At 69.0% G+C, this 17122-nt stretch carries 17 protein-coding genes and 2 tRNA genes; 9 read left to right on the top strand and 10 right to left on the bottom strand.

From position 1 onward, the window contains the following. Positions 1-94: 94 nt before the first annotated feature. Positions 95-286 (top strand): DUF6274 family protein, encoded by a 192-nt coding sequence (locus tag ACFY10_RS49165; RefSeq protein ID WP_390671927.1) that lies wholly within the window; start codon positions 95-97, stop codon positions 284-286. Between the two features lie 492 nt (positions 287-778). Here ACFY10_RS49165 and bldC read toward each other — a convergent pair whose 3' ends face one another. Both bldC and ACFY10_RS49155 read right to left on the bottom strand, forming a co-directional pair. Then, on the bottom strand, positions 779-985 hold the full coding sequence (gene bldC / locus ACFY10_RS49160) for a developmental transcriptional regulator BldC (RefSeq protein WP_003949541.1): 207 nt from the start codon (positions 983-985) through the stop codon (positions 779-781). 565 nt (positions 986-1550) lie between these two features. Continuing rightward, entirely contained in the window at positions 1551-2393 is an 843-nt protein-coding gene (locus ACFY10_RS49155) for a hypothetical protein (protein WP_390671926.1), read from the bottom strand. A 224-nt stretch (positions 2394-2617) separates the two neighbouring features. On the opposite strand from ACFY10_RS49155, the gene ACFY10_RS49150 reads away from it, so the two are divergent. Together ACFY10_RS49150 and ACFY10_RS49145 are read left to right on the top strand one after the other, a co-directional pair. Further along, on the top strand, positions 2618-3721 hold the full coding sequence (locus ACFY10_RS49150; protein WP_390671925.1) for a Leu/Phe/Val dehydrogenase: 1104 nt from the start codon (positions 2618-2620) through the stop codon (positions 3719-3721). Positions 3722-4011: 290 nt separating this feature from the next. Beyond that, positions 4012-4269, top strand: a complete 258-nt coding sequence (locus ACFY10_RS49145; protein WP_390671924.1) for a DUF3073 domain-containing protein — start codon at positions 4012-4014, stop codon at positions 4267-4269. 75 nt (positions 4270-4344) lie between these two features. On the opposite strand, the gene purM is transcribed toward ACFY10_RS49145, so the two are convergent. The 5 genes from purM to ACFY10_RS49120 form a co-directional block, all read right to left on the bottom strand. Next, a complete protein-coding gene (gene purM / locus ACFY10_RS49140; protein ID WP_390671923.1) occupies positions 4345-5412 on the bottom strand; it encodes a phosphoribosylformylglycinamidine cyclo-ligase in 1068 nt (355 codons plus the stop codon). A 59-nt stretch (positions 5413-5471) separates the two neighbouring features. Further along, a complete protein-coding gene (purF, locus tag ACFY10_RS49135; protein ID WP_390671922.1) occupies positions 5472-7001 on the bottom strand; it encodes an amidophosphoribosyltransferase in 1530 nt (509 codons plus the stop codon). A gap of 61 nt (positions 7002-7062) precedes the next feature. Next, on the bottom strand, positions 7063-7848 hold the full coding sequence (locus tag ACFY10_RS49130) for an META domain-containing protein (RefSeq protein WP_390671921.1): 786 nt from the start codon (positions 7846-7848) through the stop codon (positions 7063-7065). A gap of 49 nt (positions 7849-7897) precedes the next feature. Next, positions 7898-8695 carry a sterol carrier family protein gene (locus ACFY10_RS49125; RefSeq protein WP_390671920.1) on the bottom strand — a complete coding sequence of 266 codons (798 nt, stop codon included), beginning with the start codon at positions 8693-8695 and terminating at the stop codon, positions 7898-7900. A 23-nt stretch (positions 8696-8718) separates the two neighbouring features. After that, positions 8719-9360, bottom strand: a complete 642-nt coding sequence (locus ACFY10_RS49120) for a TetR/AcrR family transcriptional regulator (RefSeq protein ID WP_390671919.1) — start codon at positions 9358-9360, stop codon at positions 8719-8721. Positions 9361-9456: 96 nt separating this feature from the next. On the opposite strand from ACFY10_RS49120, the gene ACFY10_RS49115 reads away from it, so the two are divergent. Further along, the gene (locus ACFY10_RS49115; RefSeq protein ID WP_390671918.1) at positions 9457-10947 is read left to right on the top strand and encodes an MFS transporter; all 1491 of its coding nucleotides are present in this window, start codon (positions 9457-9459) and stop codon (positions 10945-10947) included. Between the two features lie 59 nt (positions 10948-11006). On the opposite strand, the gene purL is transcribed toward ACFY10_RS49115, so the two are convergent. Genes purL through purS form a run of 3 tightly spaced genes read right to left on the bottom strand, consistent with a single transcriptional unit; the run spans position 11007 to position 14202 of the window. Continuing rightward, complete coding sequence (gene purL / locus ACFY10_RS49110) at positions 11007-13265, bottom strand: phosphoribosylformylglycinamidine synthase subunit PurL (RefSeq protein WP_390671917.1); 2259 nt, start codon at positions 13263-13265, stop codon at positions 11007-11009. Then, a complete protein-coding gene (purQ, locus tag ACFY10_RS49105) occupies positions 13262-13942 on the bottom strand; it encodes a phosphoribosylformylglycinamidine synthase subunit PurQ (protein WP_390671916.1) in 681 nt (226 codons plus the stop codon). Before purQ ends, purL begins: the two co-directional genes overlap by 4 nt. Continuing rightward, a complete protein-coding gene (gene purS, locus ACFY10_RS49100) occupies positions 13939-14202 on the bottom strand; it encodes a phosphoribosylformylglycinamidine synthase subunit PurS (protein ID WP_015659417.1) in 264 nt (87 codons plus the stop codon). Before purS ends, purQ begins: the two co-directional genes overlap by 4 nt. A 385-nt stretch (positions 14203-14587) precedes the next feature. Between purS and ACFY10_RS49095 the strand changes: the two genes are divergently transcribed. The 5 genes from ACFY10_RS49095 to ACFY10_RS49075 all read left to right on the top strand — a co-directional run bounded on the left by ACFY10_RS49095 (position 14588) and on the right by ACFY10_RS49075 (position 17107). Then, a complete protein-coding gene (locus tag ACFY10_RS49095) occupies positions 14588-14905 on the top strand; it encodes an Lsr2 family protein (RefSeq protein WP_266682268.1) in 318 nt (105 codons plus the stop codon). A 124-nt stretch (positions 14906-15029) separates the two neighbouring features. Continuing rightward, positions 15030-15101 (top strand) — tRNA-Gly (locus tag ACFY10_RS49090). Positions 15102-15182: 81 nt separating this feature from the next. Then, positions 15183-15255: transfer RNA gene (locus tag ACFY10_RS49085), tRNA-Gly, on the top strand. A gap of 137 nt (positions 15256-15392) precedes the next feature. Further along, positions 15393-16331: an ABC transporter ATP-binding protein gene (locus ACFY10_RS49080; protein WP_390671915.1), complete on the top strand. Its 939-nt coding sequence runs from the start codon at positions 15393-15395 to the stop codon at positions 16329-16331. Then, complete coding sequence (locus tag ACFY10_RS49075) at positions 16328-17107, top strand: ABC transporter permease (RefSeq protein ID WP_390671914.1); 780 nt, start codon at positions 16328-16330, stop codon at positions 17105-17107. Before ACFY10_RS49080 ends, ACFY10_RS49075 begins: the two co-directional genes overlap by 4 nt. Positions 17108-17122: the final 15 nt, after the last annotated feature.

Here is a 17122-nt window from a genome sequence, read left to right as displayed (position 1 = left end):
TCCGGCGGAGCCCCACGCCGTCTTGACGGCGTCAATTTCCATCGGTACCCAGAAGACAGGGCCCGTTCCCCGTTCGGTCCGGTGGAGGTGGCGTATGGCGGCGTCGGTCAGGCACGAGACACGGGCCCTGCTCCGTGCGCATCTGTCGGCCGCTTCGTCCTCGTACGGCCACCTGACCCGCCACTGCCCGATCTGCCACCACCTGCTGCGGCTGGCGCTGGACTCGCCGAGAGTCGCCGAGGTCCCGGACGAGGCCGTCGAGGACGAAAATGCCGCCGGCGCATAACGGCCCGCCGCTCCCAACACCCGCCCGCCATGGGAATCCGGACCGTGTGCCTCCTTTAGCGCACGGGCGCTGACAGCAACAAGGACTGCGGCATGTGACGGGTGTCACCGCATGAGTTTCTGAAACCGCGGTACTTACACCTCGCCTACAAGTGGTCAATTTTATATGTGCAATTGCACTACCCGGGGGCCCCTCCGAGAGGCTCCCCCGGGCGCCGCCCAGCGGGCACCCACAGGAGATCCGACACCCCTCCCCAGACTCCGACAAGGCCACTCACAGAGCCCCGGACCAGGCACGCCACGCACACAAAAAAGATCGCGCTGGACCCGGCGGAGTCCAGCGCGATCGACGACGCACCCTGTTACTTGCTTGGAAAGCTCTGAAGAGCGTGGGCGTGGAGCCTGTTGGGGCAGACCCCGCGTCGCTTGGAGCTAGGGTTCGGGCGCCGCGGCAAGTTGGGGGACCTGCCGGTTTGCCCGGTTATGCAGTTGTTCAGGCCTCGCTGCGCTGCTGCGGGATGCCCGCGAGCAGCGCACGGACCTCCGCCTCGCGGTAGCGGCGGTGCCCGCCGAGCGTTCGAATCGAAGTGAGCTTTCCGGCCTTCGCCCACCGCGTGACCGTCTTGGGGTCGACGCGGAACATGGTGGCGACCTCAGCCGGGGTCAACAGCGGCTCGGCATCAGGGGTGCGAGCGGTCATGAGCGGCCTCCTCGGGAGAACCGAACCTTCTCGGTTCTTTCCTCTAAATTCTGCACCTTGACCCGCGTTGCCCGAAATGGCGGATGCGGGTCGAGTCGGTTATAGGACGAACGGCTTGTCCTCGGCACTACAACTACACCATCTGTCCAGCCGCGTCGGCCAAACCGATGGAATTGCCCCTCCAGGTGTTCATCAGCGACGGAAGCCGATGGACCATGCCATAGCGGACAGTCACGTCACTGTGACGATCAGTCACAGGACAATCAGGAGCCACGAGACCCCCCAAAGCGTGCAATGCTGAGATTCCGCCCACAGTGGTACGCACTGGGACGGACGGAGCCCTCCCCGGACTCCTTGTCCTATTTTGGCACGAGGAGGGGCAAGGGACGCAAGGGCCGCGTAAGTGCGGTCCGTCACGCTTGGCACGGCTTGAGATGAACGCCCGGATCGGGACCTACGTCCCATGTTGACGAAACCTCAGGAAACTCAGAGCACACTTCGGTGCGAGGACGAAACCCCAAAACGGGCGATTCGTCAAACGTCAGTTCGTGACCTGAGGTTGCCCTCAGTTGGCCGAGCGCCGGTCCCGGACCGACCGCCAGCGCTCCACGAGCCGCGCGTACGCCGCCCCCGCGGCCACGCCGTCGCCCTGCCGCACCGCCTCGATGCCCTCGGCGACGTCCGCCGCCGAGTGGTCGTCCTCGAGCTCGCCGGCGGGCAGCGTGTGCACCAGCCCGCCGTAGTCCAGCTCCACCAGCGAGCGCGGGTGGAACTCCTCCAGCCAGCGCCCCACGTCCACCAGGCCGTCGATCAGCGGCCCCTCGTCGATGCCGTCCTTCAGGGCCCGCAGAGCCCGCGCCACCCGCCGCCGCGCCTGCACCATGGGCGTCTGGTAGCGCAGCATCGGGGGAATCTCGCCGGAGCCCTTGTCGAAGCGCCGCTCCTGGTCCGAGACCAGCACGAACCAGTGCAGCGGCACCTGCCAGGTCGCCGTGCGGATCCACGGGCGGGCGTCCGGGTTGCGGACCAGCCAGCGCTCGTAGTCCTGGGTCGTCTGCCGTCGTACGACCTCCGGCAGCACCGCGTCCAGGACCGGCTTCGGCAGCTCCTCGGGCAGCTCCTGGAGGGCCTGCCAGCCGCGCAGCCGGGTGCGCCAGGGGCACACGCACAGCACACCGTCGACCTCGAGCACGAACGCGTCGCTGCTCTCGTGCACCGGCACCGGGATCGGCGGGGTGGGCACCAAGTCGGCCAGGGAGCGGCGCAGTTCGTCCTGGTACGAGGGGCGGTCGGCGCGCCGGGCGTAGCGCGCCCAGTGGCTGCGCTCCGGCTCGGGGAAGGCGGCCAGCGGCTCGTACACGCGCAGATACGTCGCGTACGGGACGATCACCGAGGACACCTTGGGCACGCCTGCTCCCTCCCCCGCCCACCACCGGGAAAACCTGCGGAACCCGCTCACAAACGGGCGGGAAATCTATGCAAATCGTCGCACGGACGTACTCCGCGAGTGGGTGATCCTGAGCACTGCGCGGTGGCCGGGGGCACCCAGGCTCTAATCTCATGCTCACAGCACCCGCCACCCGCACGGGAGCTGGTCTCCAACCGCCGCTACTTACTTCAGGAGTCACCACAGTGACCGACGTAACCGGCGCACCTGCTGATGTACTGCACACCCTGTTCCACTCGGATCAGGGAGGTCATGAGCAAGTCGTGCTCTGCCAGGACCGCGCCAGCGGCCTCAAGGCCGTCATCGCCATCCACTCCACCGCCCTGGGCCCCGCGCTCGGCGGTACGCGCTTCTACCCGTACGCGAACGAGGCCGAGGCCGTCGCCGACGCGCTGAACCTCGCGCGCGGGATGTCGTACAAGAACGCCATGGCCGGTCTCGACCACGGCGGCGGCAAGGCCGTGATCATCGGCGACCCGGAGCTCATCAAGACCGAGGAGCTGCTCCTCGCCTACGGCCGGTTCGTCGCCTCCCTCGGCGGGCGCTACGTCACCGCGTGCGACGTCGGTACGTACGTCGCCGACATGGACGTCGTCGCCCGCGAGTGCCGCTGGACCACGGGCCGCTCGCCCGAGAACGGCGGCGCCGGCGACTCCTCCGTGCTCACCGCCTTCGGCGTCTACCAGGGCATGCGCGCCAGCGCCCAGCACCTGTGGGGCGACCCGTCGCTGCGCGGCCGCAGGGTCGGCATCGCGGGCGTCGGGAAGGTCGGGCACCACCTCGTCCGGCATCTGCGGGACGAGGGCGCCGAGGTCGTCATCACCGATGTGCGCGAGGAGGCCGTGGGGCGGATCCTCGCGGCGCATCCGACGGGCGTGAGCGCCGTCGCCGACACCGCGACCCTGATCCGCACCGAGGGCCTCGACATCTATGCCCCCTGCGCGCTCGGCGGAGCTCTCAACGACGACACCGTGCCCGCGCTGACCGCGAAGATCGTCTGCGGCGCCGCCAACAACCAGCTCGCCCACCCGGGCGTCGAGAAGGACCTCGCCGACCGCGGGATCCTCTACGCGCCGGACTACGTGGTGAACGCCGGCGGTGTCATCCAGGTCGCCGACGAGCTGCACGGCTTCGACTTCGACCGGTGCAAGGCGAAGGCGGCGAAGATCTTCGACACCACGCTGGCCATATTCGCACGTGCGAAGGCGGATGGGATTCCGCCGGCCGCCGCGGCCGACCGGATCGCCGAGCAGCGGATGCACGAGGCGGCCGCCGGGCGCAGTCTCTGACCTTCGGGAGGTTTGGCCGGTACCCGTCGGCGCACACTTAGAGAGAACTCTCACGTTCGTCGGCGGGTCGCCTGCCGAGAAGTGGTTAAAATCGCGGTTGACCAGCGGGGACGGGGCGCCCCGAGGGTCCTGGACCCGGGCCCGTCCTGCGGGCGACGTACCGTATGGGCGCGGGCTCAGGTACCGTGGAAGCCCTACGGACCGGTCTCTCTGCGGAGAGCCCGTTCCAGATCATGAACGCGTGTCAAGACTCTGGGGCCGTCGAGCCCCGTCACCGAGGGGGTCGAGCCATGGGGCGCGGCCGGGCCAAGGCCAAGCAGACGAAGGTCGCCCGCCAGCTGAAGTACAACAGCGGCGGGACTGACCTGTCGCGTCTGGCCAGCGAGCTGGGCGCTTCGACTTCGAACCAGCCGCCGAACGGCGAGCCGTTCGAGGACGACGAGGACGAAGACGACCCGTACGCCCAGTACGCGGATCTTTATAACGACGACGATGAGGACGAGGACGACGAGTCCGGTCCGTCGTCGCAACATCGCCGCGGCGCTTGACGCACTCAGCAGTGCTTGACCCGGTCCGGGGTGGTCCACACCACCGGACCGGGTTTTGCGCTGTCCCAGCGGACCTCAGGCGCTGTAGTCGCCCACCAGCTCCGCGCCCGTCGCGTGGTCCCCACGGTCGGTGATCTCTCCGGCCACCCACGCCTCGACGCCCCGGTCCGCCAGCGTCGCCAGGGCCACGTCCGTCGACTCCTCGGGGACGATGGCGATCATGCCCACGCCCATGTTGAGGGTCTTCTCCAGCTCCAGGCGCTCGACCTGACCCGTCCTGCCGACGAGGTCGAAGATCGGGTCCGGGGTCCAGGTGGAGCGGTCGACGATCGCGTGCAGGCCGTCCGGGATGACGCGGGCGAGGTTCGCGGCGAGGCCGCCACCCGTGACATGGCTGAACGCGTGCACCTCGGTGGTGCGGGTCAGCGCCAGGCAGTCCAGCGAGTAGATCTTGGTCGGCTCCAGCAGTTCCTCGCCGAGGGTGCGGCCGAGCTCCTCGATCCGGGCGTCGAGCGACAGGCCCGCCTGGTTCAGCAGGACGTGCCGGACGAGCGAGTACCCGTTCGAGTGAAGCCCGGAGGCCGCCATGGCGATCACCGTGTCACCCGTACGGATGCGATCCGGGCCCAGCAGCCGGTCGGCCTCCACGGCGCCCGTACCGGCGCCGGCGACGTCGAAGTCGTCCGGGCCGAGCAGTCCGGGGTGTTCGGCCGTCTCGCCGCCCACGAGGGCGCAGCCGGCCAGTACACATCCCTCCGCGATGCCCTTGACGATCGCGGCCACTCGCTCGGGGTGGACCTTGCCGACGCAGATGTAGTCGGTCATGAACAGCGGCTCGGCGCCGCACACCACGATGTCGTCCATGACCATCGCGACCAGGTCGTGGCCGATGGTGTCGTACACACCCAGTTGGCGAGCGATGTCGACCTTGGTTCCGACGCCGTCGGTGGCGGAGGCGAGGAGGGGACGCTCGAAGCGCTTGAGGGCGGAGGCGTCGAAGAGGCCGGCGAATCCGCCGAGGCCGCCGAGGACCTCGGGGCGCTGCGTCTTCTTCACCCACTCCTTCATCAGCTCGACGGCGCGGTCGCCCGCTTCGATGTCGACGCCCGCGGCTGCGTAGCTGGCACCAGTTGTCTCAGACATGACGGTGAGAACTTTCGTGTCGTACTGCAGACGTATTCAAAAAAAGCACAGCACGGGCTTTACGGGCGACGGATCGCGTCGGCCGCCGCCGTGGCTGCCGGACCGGCGGCCAGCTCGGTCTCCAGGAGCTGCTTGCCGAGCAGTTCGGGGTCCGGGAGCTCCATCGGGTACTCGCCGTCGAAGCAGGCGCGGCACAGGTTCGGCTTGGCGATGGTGGTCGCCTCGATCATGCCGTCGATGGAGATGTACGCCAGGGAGTCGGCGCCGAGCGAGGTGCCGATCTCGTCGATGGTCATGCCGTTGGCGATGAGCTCGGCGCGGGTGGCGAAGTCGATGCCGAAGAAGCACGGCCACTTCACGGGCGGGGACGAGATCCGGATGTGGACCTCGGCGGCGCCCGCCTCGCGGAGCATCCTCACCAGCGCACGCTGGGTGTTGCCGCGGACGATCGAGTCGTCCACGACCACCAGGCGCTTGCCCTTGATGACTTCCTTCAGCGGGTTCAGCTTCAGGCGGATGCCGAGCTGGCGGATCGTCTGCGAGGGCTGGATGAAGGTCCGGCCGACGTACGCGTTCTTCACGAGACCCGCGCCGAAGGGGATGCCGGAGGCCTCCGCGTAGCCGATGGCGGCCGGGGTGCCGGACTCCGGGGTCGCTATGACCAGGTCGGCCTCGACCGGTGCTTCCTTGGCGAGCTTGCGACCCATCTCCACGCGGGAGAGATACACGTTCCGGCCGGCGATGTCGGTGTCGGGGCGGGCCAGGTACACGTACTCGAAGACACAGCCCTTGGGCTTCGCGTCCGCGAATCGGGAGGTGCGCAGACCGTTCTCGTCGATGGCGACGAACTCGCCCGGCTCGATCTCGCGGACGTAGCTCGCGCCGCAGATGTCGAGGGCGGCGGACTCGGAGGCGACCACCCAGCCGCGCTCGAGGCGGCCGAGGACCAGCGGGCGGATGCCCTGCGGGTCGCGGGCGGCGTACAGGGTGTGCTCATCCATGAAGACGAGCGAGAAGGCGCCCTTGACCTGCGGAAGGACCGTGTGGGCGGCCTCCTCGATGGTCAGCGGCTTGCCGTCCCCGTCCTCCTGGGCGGCGAGCAGGGCCGTGAGGAGGTCGGTGTCGTTGGTGGCCGCCACGCGCGGGGTGCGGCCGCCCTCCTTCTTCGGCAGGTCGGCGACCATCTCGGCGAGCTGCGCCGTGTTGACCAGGTTGCCGTTGTGGCCGAGCGCGATGGAGCCGTGCGCGGTGGCGCGGAACGTCGGCTGGGCGTTCTCCCACACGGAGGCGCCGGTGGTCGAGTAGCGGGCGTGACCGACCGCGATATGACCCTGGAGCGAACCGAGCGAGGTCTCGTCGAAGACCTGGGAGACGAGGCCCATGTCCTTGAAGACGAGGATCTGGGAGCCGTTGCTGACCGCGATTCCCGCGGATTCCTGGCCCCGATGCTGGAGGGCGTAGAGCCCGAAGTAAGTGAGCTTGGCGACCTCTTCGCCCGGAGCCCAGACTCCGAAGACGCCGCAAGCGTCCTGGGGGCCTTTCTCACCGGGGAGCAGATCATGATTGAGTCGACCGTCACCACGTGGCACGGCACCGAGTGTAGGCGAGATCGACCACTGGTCCGAATTGGGGATACCTGCCGCTAATGGATCACCGCTCGGCGACCGCCTTGGCGCTTTCTCCGTTTGCGCTGGTCAGGGTGAGGGTTTGATGATCCAACCGATAGGTCGCGGTGCCGTCGAAGAGGCGCAGGAGGCTCCTCTCCGTATGCATGAGTGAGGTGTCGCACATCATTCGTGTGGTGGACGGGGCGCCCAGGGTGATATGTCCGTCGCGCACCGTGGCCTTCGCGTTGACGTGATTGCAGCCGAGGCGGCCGGTGACGTTGCCGGACTTCTTGTCGAAGGTGAGATACGTGGACGTCTGCTGCTTCTGCGGCAGGCTTGCCGCCGTGCCGTCGGCACCGAGTGCCGTGATCGTCCACTTCGTCCCGTACAGGGGAGCGTCCTTCTCCTTGGTCAGCCGGATGCGGTCGCCGTCGTGGGTGGTGAGCGTCAGGCCGTCGCCCTTGGTCTCGACCGTGAGGGAGTGGTCGGTGAGGGTGGCGGCGAAGTTCCGTTCGAAGGCCATGCGCGCCGGCTCGCAGGCCATCAGGGTCTGGCGGGCGTTCGTCAGCTCGACGCGGTGGTCCGTGAAGGCGGCCTTCGCGCCGAACTCGTTGCAGCCGTAGTTGCCCACCGCTGTTCCGTCCTCGCGGATCCGCAGGGCGGCGTCGGCGGGAGCGCGCCGGGTGGTGCCGTCCACGGTGACGCTGTCGACCTTCCAGTGGACGCCGGACACTTCCGACGTGACGGAGGCGCTGCCCGTGTCGCTTCCGCACGCCATGACGAGCGGAAGCACGGTCAGGACGGCGAGGGTGAGTCGCTGTTTGTCCATGCCGATGGGACGGGAGGGACGGAAGACCGGTTCCCGGCTCAGCCGCAATTCACCCCATGAGCGGCAGCAGCCCGCTCAGATCCGCCCGTTCTCCGCTGGCGCCGACCTGGGCCTCCTGGACCGCGTCCGCCCATGTCACCCGCCCGGTCGCCAGCCGGAACCAGGTCATCGGGTCGGTCTCGACGACGTTCGGCGGGGTGCCGCGGGTGTGCCGGGGGCCCTCGATGCACTGCACCACGGCGTACGGCGGGATCCGCACCTCGGTCGAGCCGCCGGGCGCCTTCGCTGCCAGGGCGTCGGCGAGCAGCCGGGTGCAGGCGGCGAGGGCCTGGCGGTCGTACGGCACCTCGAGGCCCGGGACGGCGGCGTTCAGGTCGTCGGTGTGGACGACGAGTTCGACGGTGCGGGTGACCAGGTAGTCGGCGAGCGGCAGGGCGCCGACGTTGGTCTCCAGCAGCCGGGTGCCGGGGTGCTCGTCGAGAAGCCGGACGAGGCTCTGCTCGACGTCGGCGAGGTAGGAGTCGAGGTCGGCGTGCTGCTCGGCGAGCCGCCGGGTGAAGTCGTCGATGGCCGAGGAGTTGGCGAAGGTGGCGAAGGCCCAGTCGAGCAGCACGGCGTCCTGCTTCGCCGGCTCGGGCTTGTCGAGCGACCGGTGGACGGCCGTCACCGCCATCCCGATGTGCGCGACCAGCTCCCGTACCGTCCAGTCCCCGAGCCGGGTGGGGAGCGCGAACTGCTCGGGAGTCAGCGCGGCCACCGCCTCCCGTACGTTCCCGAACTGGGCGAGTACCGCGGTGCGGATCCTGACCGGGTCGTACGTACGAGCGCGCTTCTTGGCCGGAGACATGCCGGGGAGCCTAGCCAGTCCGCTCACGCCTTGCGCGCGTACCCCTCCAGCCCCCGCTCCACCAGCGCGAAGGCCCGCTCGGCGTGCGCGGGTGCGTCCGCGGCGACCGCTTCCGGGCTCTCGCCGGCGGCGATGCGGGTGACGTGCTCCTCGATCAGGGCGTTGCGGGCGGCGCTGAGGGTGGCGGCGGCGATCAGGGCGAGGGTGCGGTCACCTGTCTCCTCGGCGAGCACGTCGGCGAGTTCCCGGGTGCCCTTCTGGGCGCCGAGGAACGCGCGTTCCATCAACACCGGGGTGTCCCGGACGAGTTGGCGCACCTGGCGGGCGAACGGCTCGGCATGCAGCCCGAGCGCGGGTTCGCGGGCCTCGACCATCTCCAGGAACTGCCGGCGCACCGCGTCCACGGCCGTCTCGCCCGGCTTCCGCTCCCGCACCGCGCGGGCCGCGTCCGTGAAGTGTTCCTCCACGGGCATGAAGACCAGGTCTTCCTTGGTGCCGAAGTAGTTGAAGACGGTCATCTTCGAGACCTCGGCGGCGTCGGCGATCTCCTGCACCGAGACGTTGTCGAAGCCGCGCTCGACGAAGAGCATGACCGCGGCCCGATAGATCCGCTGCGCCGTCTGCAGCTTCTTCCGCTCGCGCAGCCCCATCGCCTGATCAGCCATCTTGCCACCTTACCAAGACGAAATTTAGCCCAGACCGAAGTTTCATCCCAGATGAAATATTGACTGGGTACACAAACTCGGGGCATGGTGGGGCCCATGACCGAGACCCAGCGCAAAATCGGCTTCCTCGTCTGCCTCGTGACGATCGTCCTGGCCGTCCTGGACCTGCAGATCGTGTCCGCGGCCACCGTCCCGATCGTCCGGGACCTCGACCCCGACCACGGCATCGACAAGATCCCTTGGCTGGTCAGCGCCTTCGCGCTGGCGTCGGCCGCGCTGCTCCCGCTCTACGGCAAGCTGTGCGACGTCCTCGGCCCCAAGCGCGTCTTCACCGGCGCGATCGCCACCTTCCTGCTCGGCTCCGCGCTGTGCGGCGCGGCCCAGTCGATGGACCAGCTCATCGCGGCCCGCGCGGTGCAGGGCCTGGGCGGCGGCGGACTGATGAGCGTGACGATGGTGGTGATCGCCCATCTCAAGGGCCCGGAGGAGAAGGGCGGCGGCAAGGGCACCAACATGGGCGGACTCGTCGCCGGCGGCGCGATGGCCGTCGGCCCCTGGATCGGCGGTCTGCTGGCGGACCACGCGAGCTGGCGCTGGATCTTCTACGTCAACCTGCCGGTCGGCCTCGCGGTCCTGGCCGCCTCGGCCTTCGCCCTGAAGCTCCCCGAGCAACACGTCCGCCGCCCGCTCGACTACGCCGGAGCCGCGCTCGCCGCCGCCTTCTCCTGCGCGCTGCTGCTGGTCACCGACTGGGGCGGCAAGAAGTACGCCTGGTCCTCACCGGTCGTGCTGGGCCTGCTTGTCGGGGCCGCCGTGGCCCTGGCCCTGTTCCTCTGGCGCCAGCTGCGTGCCCCCGAACCCGTCCTCCCCCTCGCCCTGTTCCGCATCCGCGAGCTGCGCCTCGGCTTCGCCATCCAGGCGATCATGGGTGCGGCCATGATGGGCGCGATCTACTACGTGCTCATCTACCTGCAGATCGTCCGCGGTCTCAGCAGCTCCTCCGCGGGCCTCTATCTGCTTCCGATGGCGGTCGGCATGTCGGCCGCGGGCCTCCTCTCCGGCCCGCTCGCGGCACGCGGCTGGACCTCCCGCACCTTCACCATCAGCGGTACGGCCACCACCGCCCTCGCCTTCGTGCTGCTCGCCACGACAATCGCCCCCGACACCTCGCTCTGGCTGATCCGAGCCGAACTCCTGCTGGTCGGGGCCGGGCTCGGGCAGCTCCTGGGCCAGCTGATCCTGCTGGTGCAGGACGCGGCGCCGCGCCCCCAGCTGGGCGTCGCCACCACGTCCATCCGTTACTTCCAGACCTTCGGCAGCGCCCTGGGCACCGCCCTCTTCGGCACCGTCCTGACCCGCCTGTACGCCTCCCACGGCCCCGGCGGCGACGTGAGCGCGCTGGCCCGCCTGACGGGAACGGCCCACGTCAACGGCGTGCACGCCTTCATCGACGCGACCAGTGTGGTGTTCTGGTGCGGCGCGGGAATCATGGCGGTGGCCTCGCTGATGGCATTGCGGTTGCCCAAGTCCGGCCCGATGCAAGGGACTTCGAGCCCGCCCCGGGAGACCGAGCCGGTCCCGGCATGACGGAAGGCCCCGCCCGTTCGAAACGGGCGGGGCCTTGGTCGTCGTACTCCCGAAAGGGATCAGGCAAGCAGCGCCGGGATCGTCGCCTCGTGCGCCTCGCGCAGCTCCTCCAGGGACAGCTCGAACTCGCCCTGCAGCTCCACGCTGTCACCGTCCACGACACCGATGCGCGTGACGGGCAGCCCCCGCGCACCGCACATGTCGTTGAAACGGACCTCCTCGGAGCGCGGCACGGCGACGACCGCACGCCCCGCCGACTCCGAGAACAGGAAGGTGAAGGCGTCGAGCCCGTCCGGTACGACCAGACGCGCGCCCTTGCCGCCGAGCAGCGCCGACTCCACGACCGCCTGGATCAGACCGCCGTCGGACAGGTCGTGCGCCGAGTCGATCATTCCGTCGCGGGAGGCGGAGATCAGGATCTCGGCGAGGAGGCGCTCGCGCTCCAGGTCGACCTTCGGGGGCAGGCCGCCGAGGTGGTCGTGCACGACCTGCGACCAGGCCGAACCGCCGAACTCCTCGCGGGTGTCGCCGAGGAGGTAGAGCAGCTGCCCCTCCTCCTGGAAGGCGACGGGCGTGCGGCGCGCGACATCGTCGATGACGCCCAGTACGGCCACGACCGGGGTCGGGTGGATGGCCGCCTCGCCCGTCTGGTTGTAGAGCGAGACGTTGCCGCCGGTCACCGGGGTGCCGAGCTGCTGGCAGGCGTCGGCGAGTCCGCGGATGGCCTCCGCGAACTGCCACATGACGGCCGGGTCCTCGGGCGAGCCGAAGTTCAGGCAGTCGGAGACGGCGAGGGGCTTGGCACCGGTGGTGGCGACGTTCCGGTACGCCTCCGCGAGGGCCAGCTGCGCGCCCGCGTACGGGTCGAGCTTGGCGTACCGTCCGTTGCCGTCGGTCGCGATGGCGACGCCGAGTCCGGACTCCTCGTCGATGCGGATCATGCCGGAGTCCTCCGGCTGGGCCAGCACCGTGTTGCCCTGCACGAAGTGGTCGTACTGGGAAGTGATCCACTTCTTCGAGGCCTGGTTGGGAGAGGCCACCAGCTTCAGGACCTGGTCCTTCAGCTCGGCCGAACCCGCGGGCCGCGCAAGCTTGTTGGCGTCGTCCGCCTGAAGGGCGTCCTGCCACTCCGGAGGGGCGTACGGCCGCTCGTAGACCGGGCCGTCGTGCGCGACCGTCCGCGGGTCGACGTCGACGATCTTGCCGCCGTGCCAGTAGATCTCGAGGCGGTCGCCGTCCGTGACCTCACCGATCACGGTGGCGATGACGTCCCACTTGTCGCAGATCTCCAGGAACCGGTCGACCTTCGCCGGCTCGACGACCGCGCACATGCGTTCCTGCGACTCGCTCATGAGGATTTCCTCGGGCGAGAGGGTCGAGTCACGCAGCGGTACGTCGTCCAGGGTGACGCGCATGCCGCCGGAGCCGTTGGAGGCAAGCTCACTCGTCGCACACGACAGTCCGGCCGCACCCAGGTCCTGGATGCCGACGACCAGCTTCTCCTTGAAGGCCTCCAGGGTGCACTCGATGAGGAGCTTCTCCTGGAAGGGGTCGCCGACCTGCACGGCCGGGCGCTTCGACGGCTTGGCGTCGTCGAAGGTCTCGGAAGCCAGGATCGAGGCACCACCGATGCCGTCACCACCCGTACGGGCCCCGTACAGGATGACCTTGTTGCCCGCGCCGGACGCCTTCGCCAGGTGGATGTCCTCGTGCCGCATGACACCGATGGCACCGGCGTTGACCAGCGGGTTGCCCTGGTAGCAGGCGTCGAAGACGACCTCGCCGCCGATGTTCGGCAGGCCCAGGCAGTTGCCGTAGCCGCCGATGCCGGCGACGACGCCCGGGAGGACGCGCTTGGTGTCCGGGTGGTCCGCAGCGCCGAAGCGCAGCGGGTCGACGACCGCGACCGGCCGCGCACCCATGGCGATGATGTCGCGGACGATGCCGCCGACACCGGTGGCCGCGCCCTGGTAGGGCTCGACGTACGACGGGTGGTTGTGCGACTCGACCTTGAAGGTCACGGCGTAACCCTGGCCGACGTCCACGACACCGGCGTTCTCGCCGATGCCCACCAGCAGCGCGTCGCTGTGCGGGGCCTTCTCGCCGAACTGGCGCAGGTGCACCTTCGACGACTTGTAGGAGCAGTGCTCGGACCACATGACGGAGTACATGGCGAGCTCGGCGCCGGTGGGCCGGCGGCCGAGGATCTCCACGACCCGCTCGTACTCGTCCTTCTTCAGACCGAGTTCGGCCCAGGGCAGCTCGACGTCGGGGGTCGCGGCCGCGTGCTCGACCGTGTCCAGAGGCGTCCGGCTCATGCGTTGACCATCTTCTTGAGGATCGAGGTGAAGAAGGGGAGGCCGTCGGTGCGGCCGGACCCGATGAGGGGCTCCACGGCGTGCTCCGGGTGCGGCATGAGGCCTACGACGTTCCCGGCCTCGTTGGTGATGCCGGCGATGTCGTTGAGCGAGCCGTTCGGGTTGAAGTCCAGATACCGGAAGGTCACGCGCCCCTCGGCCTCCAGCTTGTCCAGCGTGTACTGGTCGGCGACGTAGCGGCCGTCCATGTTCTTCAGCGGGATGTAGATCTCCTGGCCCTCGCTGTAGTCGCTGGTCCAGGACGTGGAGGCGTTCTCCACCCGCAGCTTCTGGTCGCGGCAGATGAAGTGCAGATGGTCGTTGCCGAGCATCCCGCCCGGGAGGAGGTGGGCCTCGGTGAGGATCTGGAAGCCGTTGCAGATACCGAGGACCGGAAGGCCGGCCTTCGCCTGCTCGATGACCGTCTCCATCACCGGCGAGAAGCGGGAGATGGCGCCGGCCCGCAGATAGTCGCCGTAGGAGAAACCGCCGGGGAGGACCACCGCGTCGACCTGGTGGAGGTCCTTGTCCTTGTGCCAGAGGGCGACCGGCTCGGCACCCGCGAGGCGGATCGCGCGCTGTGTGTCCCGGTCGTCGAGGCTGCCGGGGAAAGTGACGACGCCAATACGAGCGGTCACTTCGCGGCCTCCGCGACTTCCTCCACCTTGACGGTGAAGTCCTCGATCACGGTGTTGGCGAGGAAGGATTCCGCAAGATCGTGGATGCGGGCGAGGGCGGCCTCGTCGACCGGCCCGTCAACTTCCAGTTCGAATCGCTTTCCCTGACGTACGTCGGAGATGCCCTCGAAACCCAGCCGCGGCAGTGCGCGCTGCACCGCCTGGCCCTGGGGGTCGAGGATCTCCGGCTTGAGCATGACGTCGACTACGACGCGTGCCACTGGCACTCCCGGTGGTGTGGTGCTGAGCAGGTTCCTGCAGGTGTCTCCAACAGGTGGCTTCAGACTACCTGCACAAAATTTCTACGCGAGTAGAGTTGTAGGAAACTACGTGACGGCCATCACGATCCGGTGTCGGACGGGCGCCTTCACCAAAAGTTCAGGGAAAGATCCCTGATCGATGCCCCATAGCTATTGCGCGGGAGACACGCGGGGAGATTTAGTCGGGCTTCACATTGCAATGCCGGGCACTGTACAAATGAATTGTCATTAGTCGATACTTTGCCCATTAACTGGCGGACAGTCGACATCTCCGCGACGCGTGGCACGTCATCCATGTCATCCACGTCTTCGTAGATAGAGGTGTCGCACGAAGGGACCGATATTCGTGGCGCAGAAGGTCGTGGTCACTCTCTTTGACGACATCGACGGCTCGGAAGCGGCGGAAACGATCGCCTTCGGACTCGACGGCAAGTCGTACGAGATCGACCTGAATCAAGCCAATGCCAAGAAACTGCGTAAGGCGCTCGAGCCGTACGTGGAGGCCGGCCGCAAGCGGTCCAAGTCCGGCAGGACGTACCGGCAGACGGAGGTCGCCCCCGACCCTGCGGCCGTCCGCGCCTGGGCCCAGGCCAACAAGATGGACGTCCCGGCCCGCGGCCGCATCCCCAAGAAGGTCTACGAGGCGTTCAGCGCGGCGCAGTAGCCGCCGGCCGACGACCGGTCACCCGCCCCTCGGGAGAACCGACTTGCGCTGCACCCCTCCTGGTCAGCTAGAGTCTGGAGCACGCCGAGGGGCGAGGCCGAAAGGCCCGGCTCACGGAGTACATGCGGGTGTAGTTTAGTAGCAGAACAACCCCCTTCCAGGGGGAAGGCGCAGTGTGCAATTCCTGTCACCCGCTCTGCACCGCCGGTCCGGACCACTCTTGTGGATCAGGTAGGCTGGTGCTCGCGCCGATCGGTGGGAGCCGGTCGGAGGCAATGCGGACGTAGCTCAGTTGGTAGAGCGCAACCTTGCCAAGGTTGAGGTCGCGAGTTCGAGCCTCGTCGTCCGCTCTGATTGAAGGCCCCAGTCTTATGACTGGGGCCTTCGTCGTGTTCGGCGTCTCTCCCTCCGTCCCTCTGACATTTGTCATGCCGAGTGATGACAGCGCGCACTGCTGCCGGGGCCCGGTCGCCGGGACGCTGAAGTCATGGACACGAACGAACACGAACACGTGATTGAGGTCACTGACCTGCGGCGTGTGTACGGGGGCGGGTTCGAGGCGGTGCGCGGAATCACCTTCTCCGTGGGCCGCGGCGAGATCTTCGCGCTGCTCGGCACCAACGGCGCGGGCAAGACGTCCACGGTCGAACTGCTGGAGGGGCTCGCCCGGCCGGCCGGAGGCCGGGTGCGGGTGCTCGGCCACGATCCGTACGACGAGCGTGCCGTCGTACGGCCGCGGGTCGGGGTGATGCTGCAGGAGGGCGGGTTTCCGTCCGAGCTGACCGTCGCGGAGACCGCGCGGATGTGGGCGGGGTGCGTGAGCGGGGCGCGGCCGGAGGCCGAGGCGCTGGCGATGGTCGGGCTCGAGCGGCGGGCCGGCGTACGTGTGAAGCAGTTGTCCGGGGGTGAACGGCGGCGGCTGGACCTGGCGCTCGCGCTGCTCGGCGAGCCCGAGGTGCTGTTCCTGGACGAGCCGACGACCGGGCTCGACGCCGAAGGGCGGCGGGACACCTGGGAGTTGGTGCGGGCGCTGCGCGACAGTGGCACCACCGTGCTGCTCACCACGCACTACCTGGAGGAGGCGGAGGGCCTCGCCGACCGGATCGCGATCCTGCACGAGGGGCGCGTCGCGGCCACCGGGACGCCCGCCGAGGTGACCGCCGCGCAGCCCTCGCGGATCTCCTTCCAACTGCCCGACGGCTACTTCCTCGGAGACCTGCCGCCGCTCGGTGAGCTGGGGGTGTGCGGGCACGAGGTGGACGGGAGCGTCGTACGGCTGCGGACGCGGGAGCTGCAGCGGGCGGCCACGGGGCTGCTGGTGTGGGCCGAGGGGGCGCGGGTGGAGCTGCGGGGGCTGGATGTGCGGTCGGCCTCGCTGGAAGAGGCGTTCCTCGGGATCGCGCGGGAGCAGGAGGTGGCGGCATGAGCGGCATGGCTCTCTCTCCCGTCGGGCGGCGGCTGCGGGCGCTGGCACGGGCGGAGCTGACCCTGCTCGGGCGGAACCGGAGTGCGGTGGTCACGGCGCTGCTGATGCCGCTAGCGGTGCCATTCACTGTGCGGCCCGCGGTCGACCAGATGGACCTCAAGGGGGAGGGGCTCAGCGTCGGCACGGTGATGCTGACAGCCGCGATCGGCTTCTCCTTCCTGTTCGCCGTGTACACGGCTCTGGTGAGCGCCCTCGTCGCCCGCCGCGAGGAACTCGTCCTCAAGCGACTGCGCACCGGCGAGCTCGGCGACGCCGAGATCCTCGTCGGCACCGCCCTGCCCGCGGTCTGTGTGGGTCTCGCTCAGGCCGTCGTGCTGTCCGTCGGCTGCGCGGTGCTGCTCGGCACGGGGGCGCCCCCGGCGCCGTATCTGAGCGTGCTGGGTGTGCTGTCGGGGCTGGTGCTCTGTGCCGCGCTGGCCGCGCTCACCGCGTCCTTCACCAGGACCGTGGAGAGCGCCCAGGTGACCGCGGCGCCGCTGGTGTTCGTGTCGATGATGGGCTCGGGCATCGCGATCCCGACGGAGGTCCTGCCGGACCGGGTCGCCTCGGTGTGCGAGCTGCTGCCGCTGTCTCCCGCGATCCGGCTGGTCCGGGGCGGGTTCACCGGGCAGCTGAGCGGCTACGAGGCGCTGGGCGCGGTGGCGACCGCGCTGGCCTGGACGGTTGTGGCGGTGTTTGCTGTACGGCGGTGGTTCCGGTGGGAGCCGCGGCGCTGAGGAGCGGGGGAGCGC

Source organism: Streptomyces sp. NPDC001401, from assembly GCF_042895385.1.
Taxonomy (GTDB): Bacteria; Actinomycetota; Actinomycetes; order Streptomycetales; family Streptomycetaceae; genus Streptomyces.
The sequence above is the reverse complement of the archived record's forward strand: the minus strand, read 5'-3'. Positions and strand labels throughout refer to the sequence as shown.

Excerpts from the sequence above, each read along its gene's own strand:
- ACFY10_RS49145 (WP_390671924.1), top strand. The coding sequence starts at position 4,012 with ATGGGGCGCGGCCGGGCCAAGGCCAAGCAGACGAAGGTCGCCCGCCAG.
- ACFY10_RS49115 (WP_390671918.1), top strand. The coding sequence starts at position 9,457 with ATGACCGAGACCCAGCGCAAAATCGGCTTCCTCGTCTGCCTCGTGACG.
- ACFY10_RS49075 (WP_390671914.1), top strand. The coding sequence starts at position 16,328 with ATGAGCGGCATGGCTCTCTCTCCCGTCGGGCGGCGGCTGCGGGCGCTG.
- purL (WP_390671917.1), bottom strand. The coding sequence starts at position 13,265 with ATGAGCCGGACGCCTCTGGACACGGTCGAGCACGCGGCCGCGACCCCC.
- ACFY10_RS49130 (WP_390671921.1), bottom strand. The coding sequence starts at position 7,848 with ATGGACAAACAGCGACTCACCCTCGCCGTCCTGACCGTGCTTCCGCTC.
- ACFY10_RS49080 (WP_390671915.1), top strand. The coding sequence starts at position 15,393 with ATGGACACGAACGAACACGAACACGTGATTGAGGTCACTGACCTGCGG.
- ACFY10_RS49165 (WP_390671927.1), top strand. The coding sequence starts at position 95 with ATGGCGGCGTCGGTCAGGCACGAGACACGGGCCCTGCTCCGTGCGCAT.
- ACFY10_RS49125 (WP_390671920.1), bottom strand. The coding sequence starts at position 8,695 with ATGTCTCCGGCCAAGAAGCGCGCTCGTACGTACGACCCGGTCAGGATC.
- bldC (WP_003949541.1), bottom strand. The coding sequence starts at position 985 with ATGACCGCTCGCACCCCTGATGCCGAGCCGCTGTTGACCCCGGCTGAG.
- ACFY10_RS49120 (WP_390671919.1), bottom strand. The coding sequence starts at position 9,360 with ATGGCTGATCAGGCGATGGGGCTGCGCGAGCGGAAGAAGCTGCAGACG.
- purM (WP_390671923.1), bottom strand. The coding sequence starts at position 5,412 with ATGTCTGAGACAACTGGTGCCAGCTACGCAGCCGCGGGCGTCGACATC.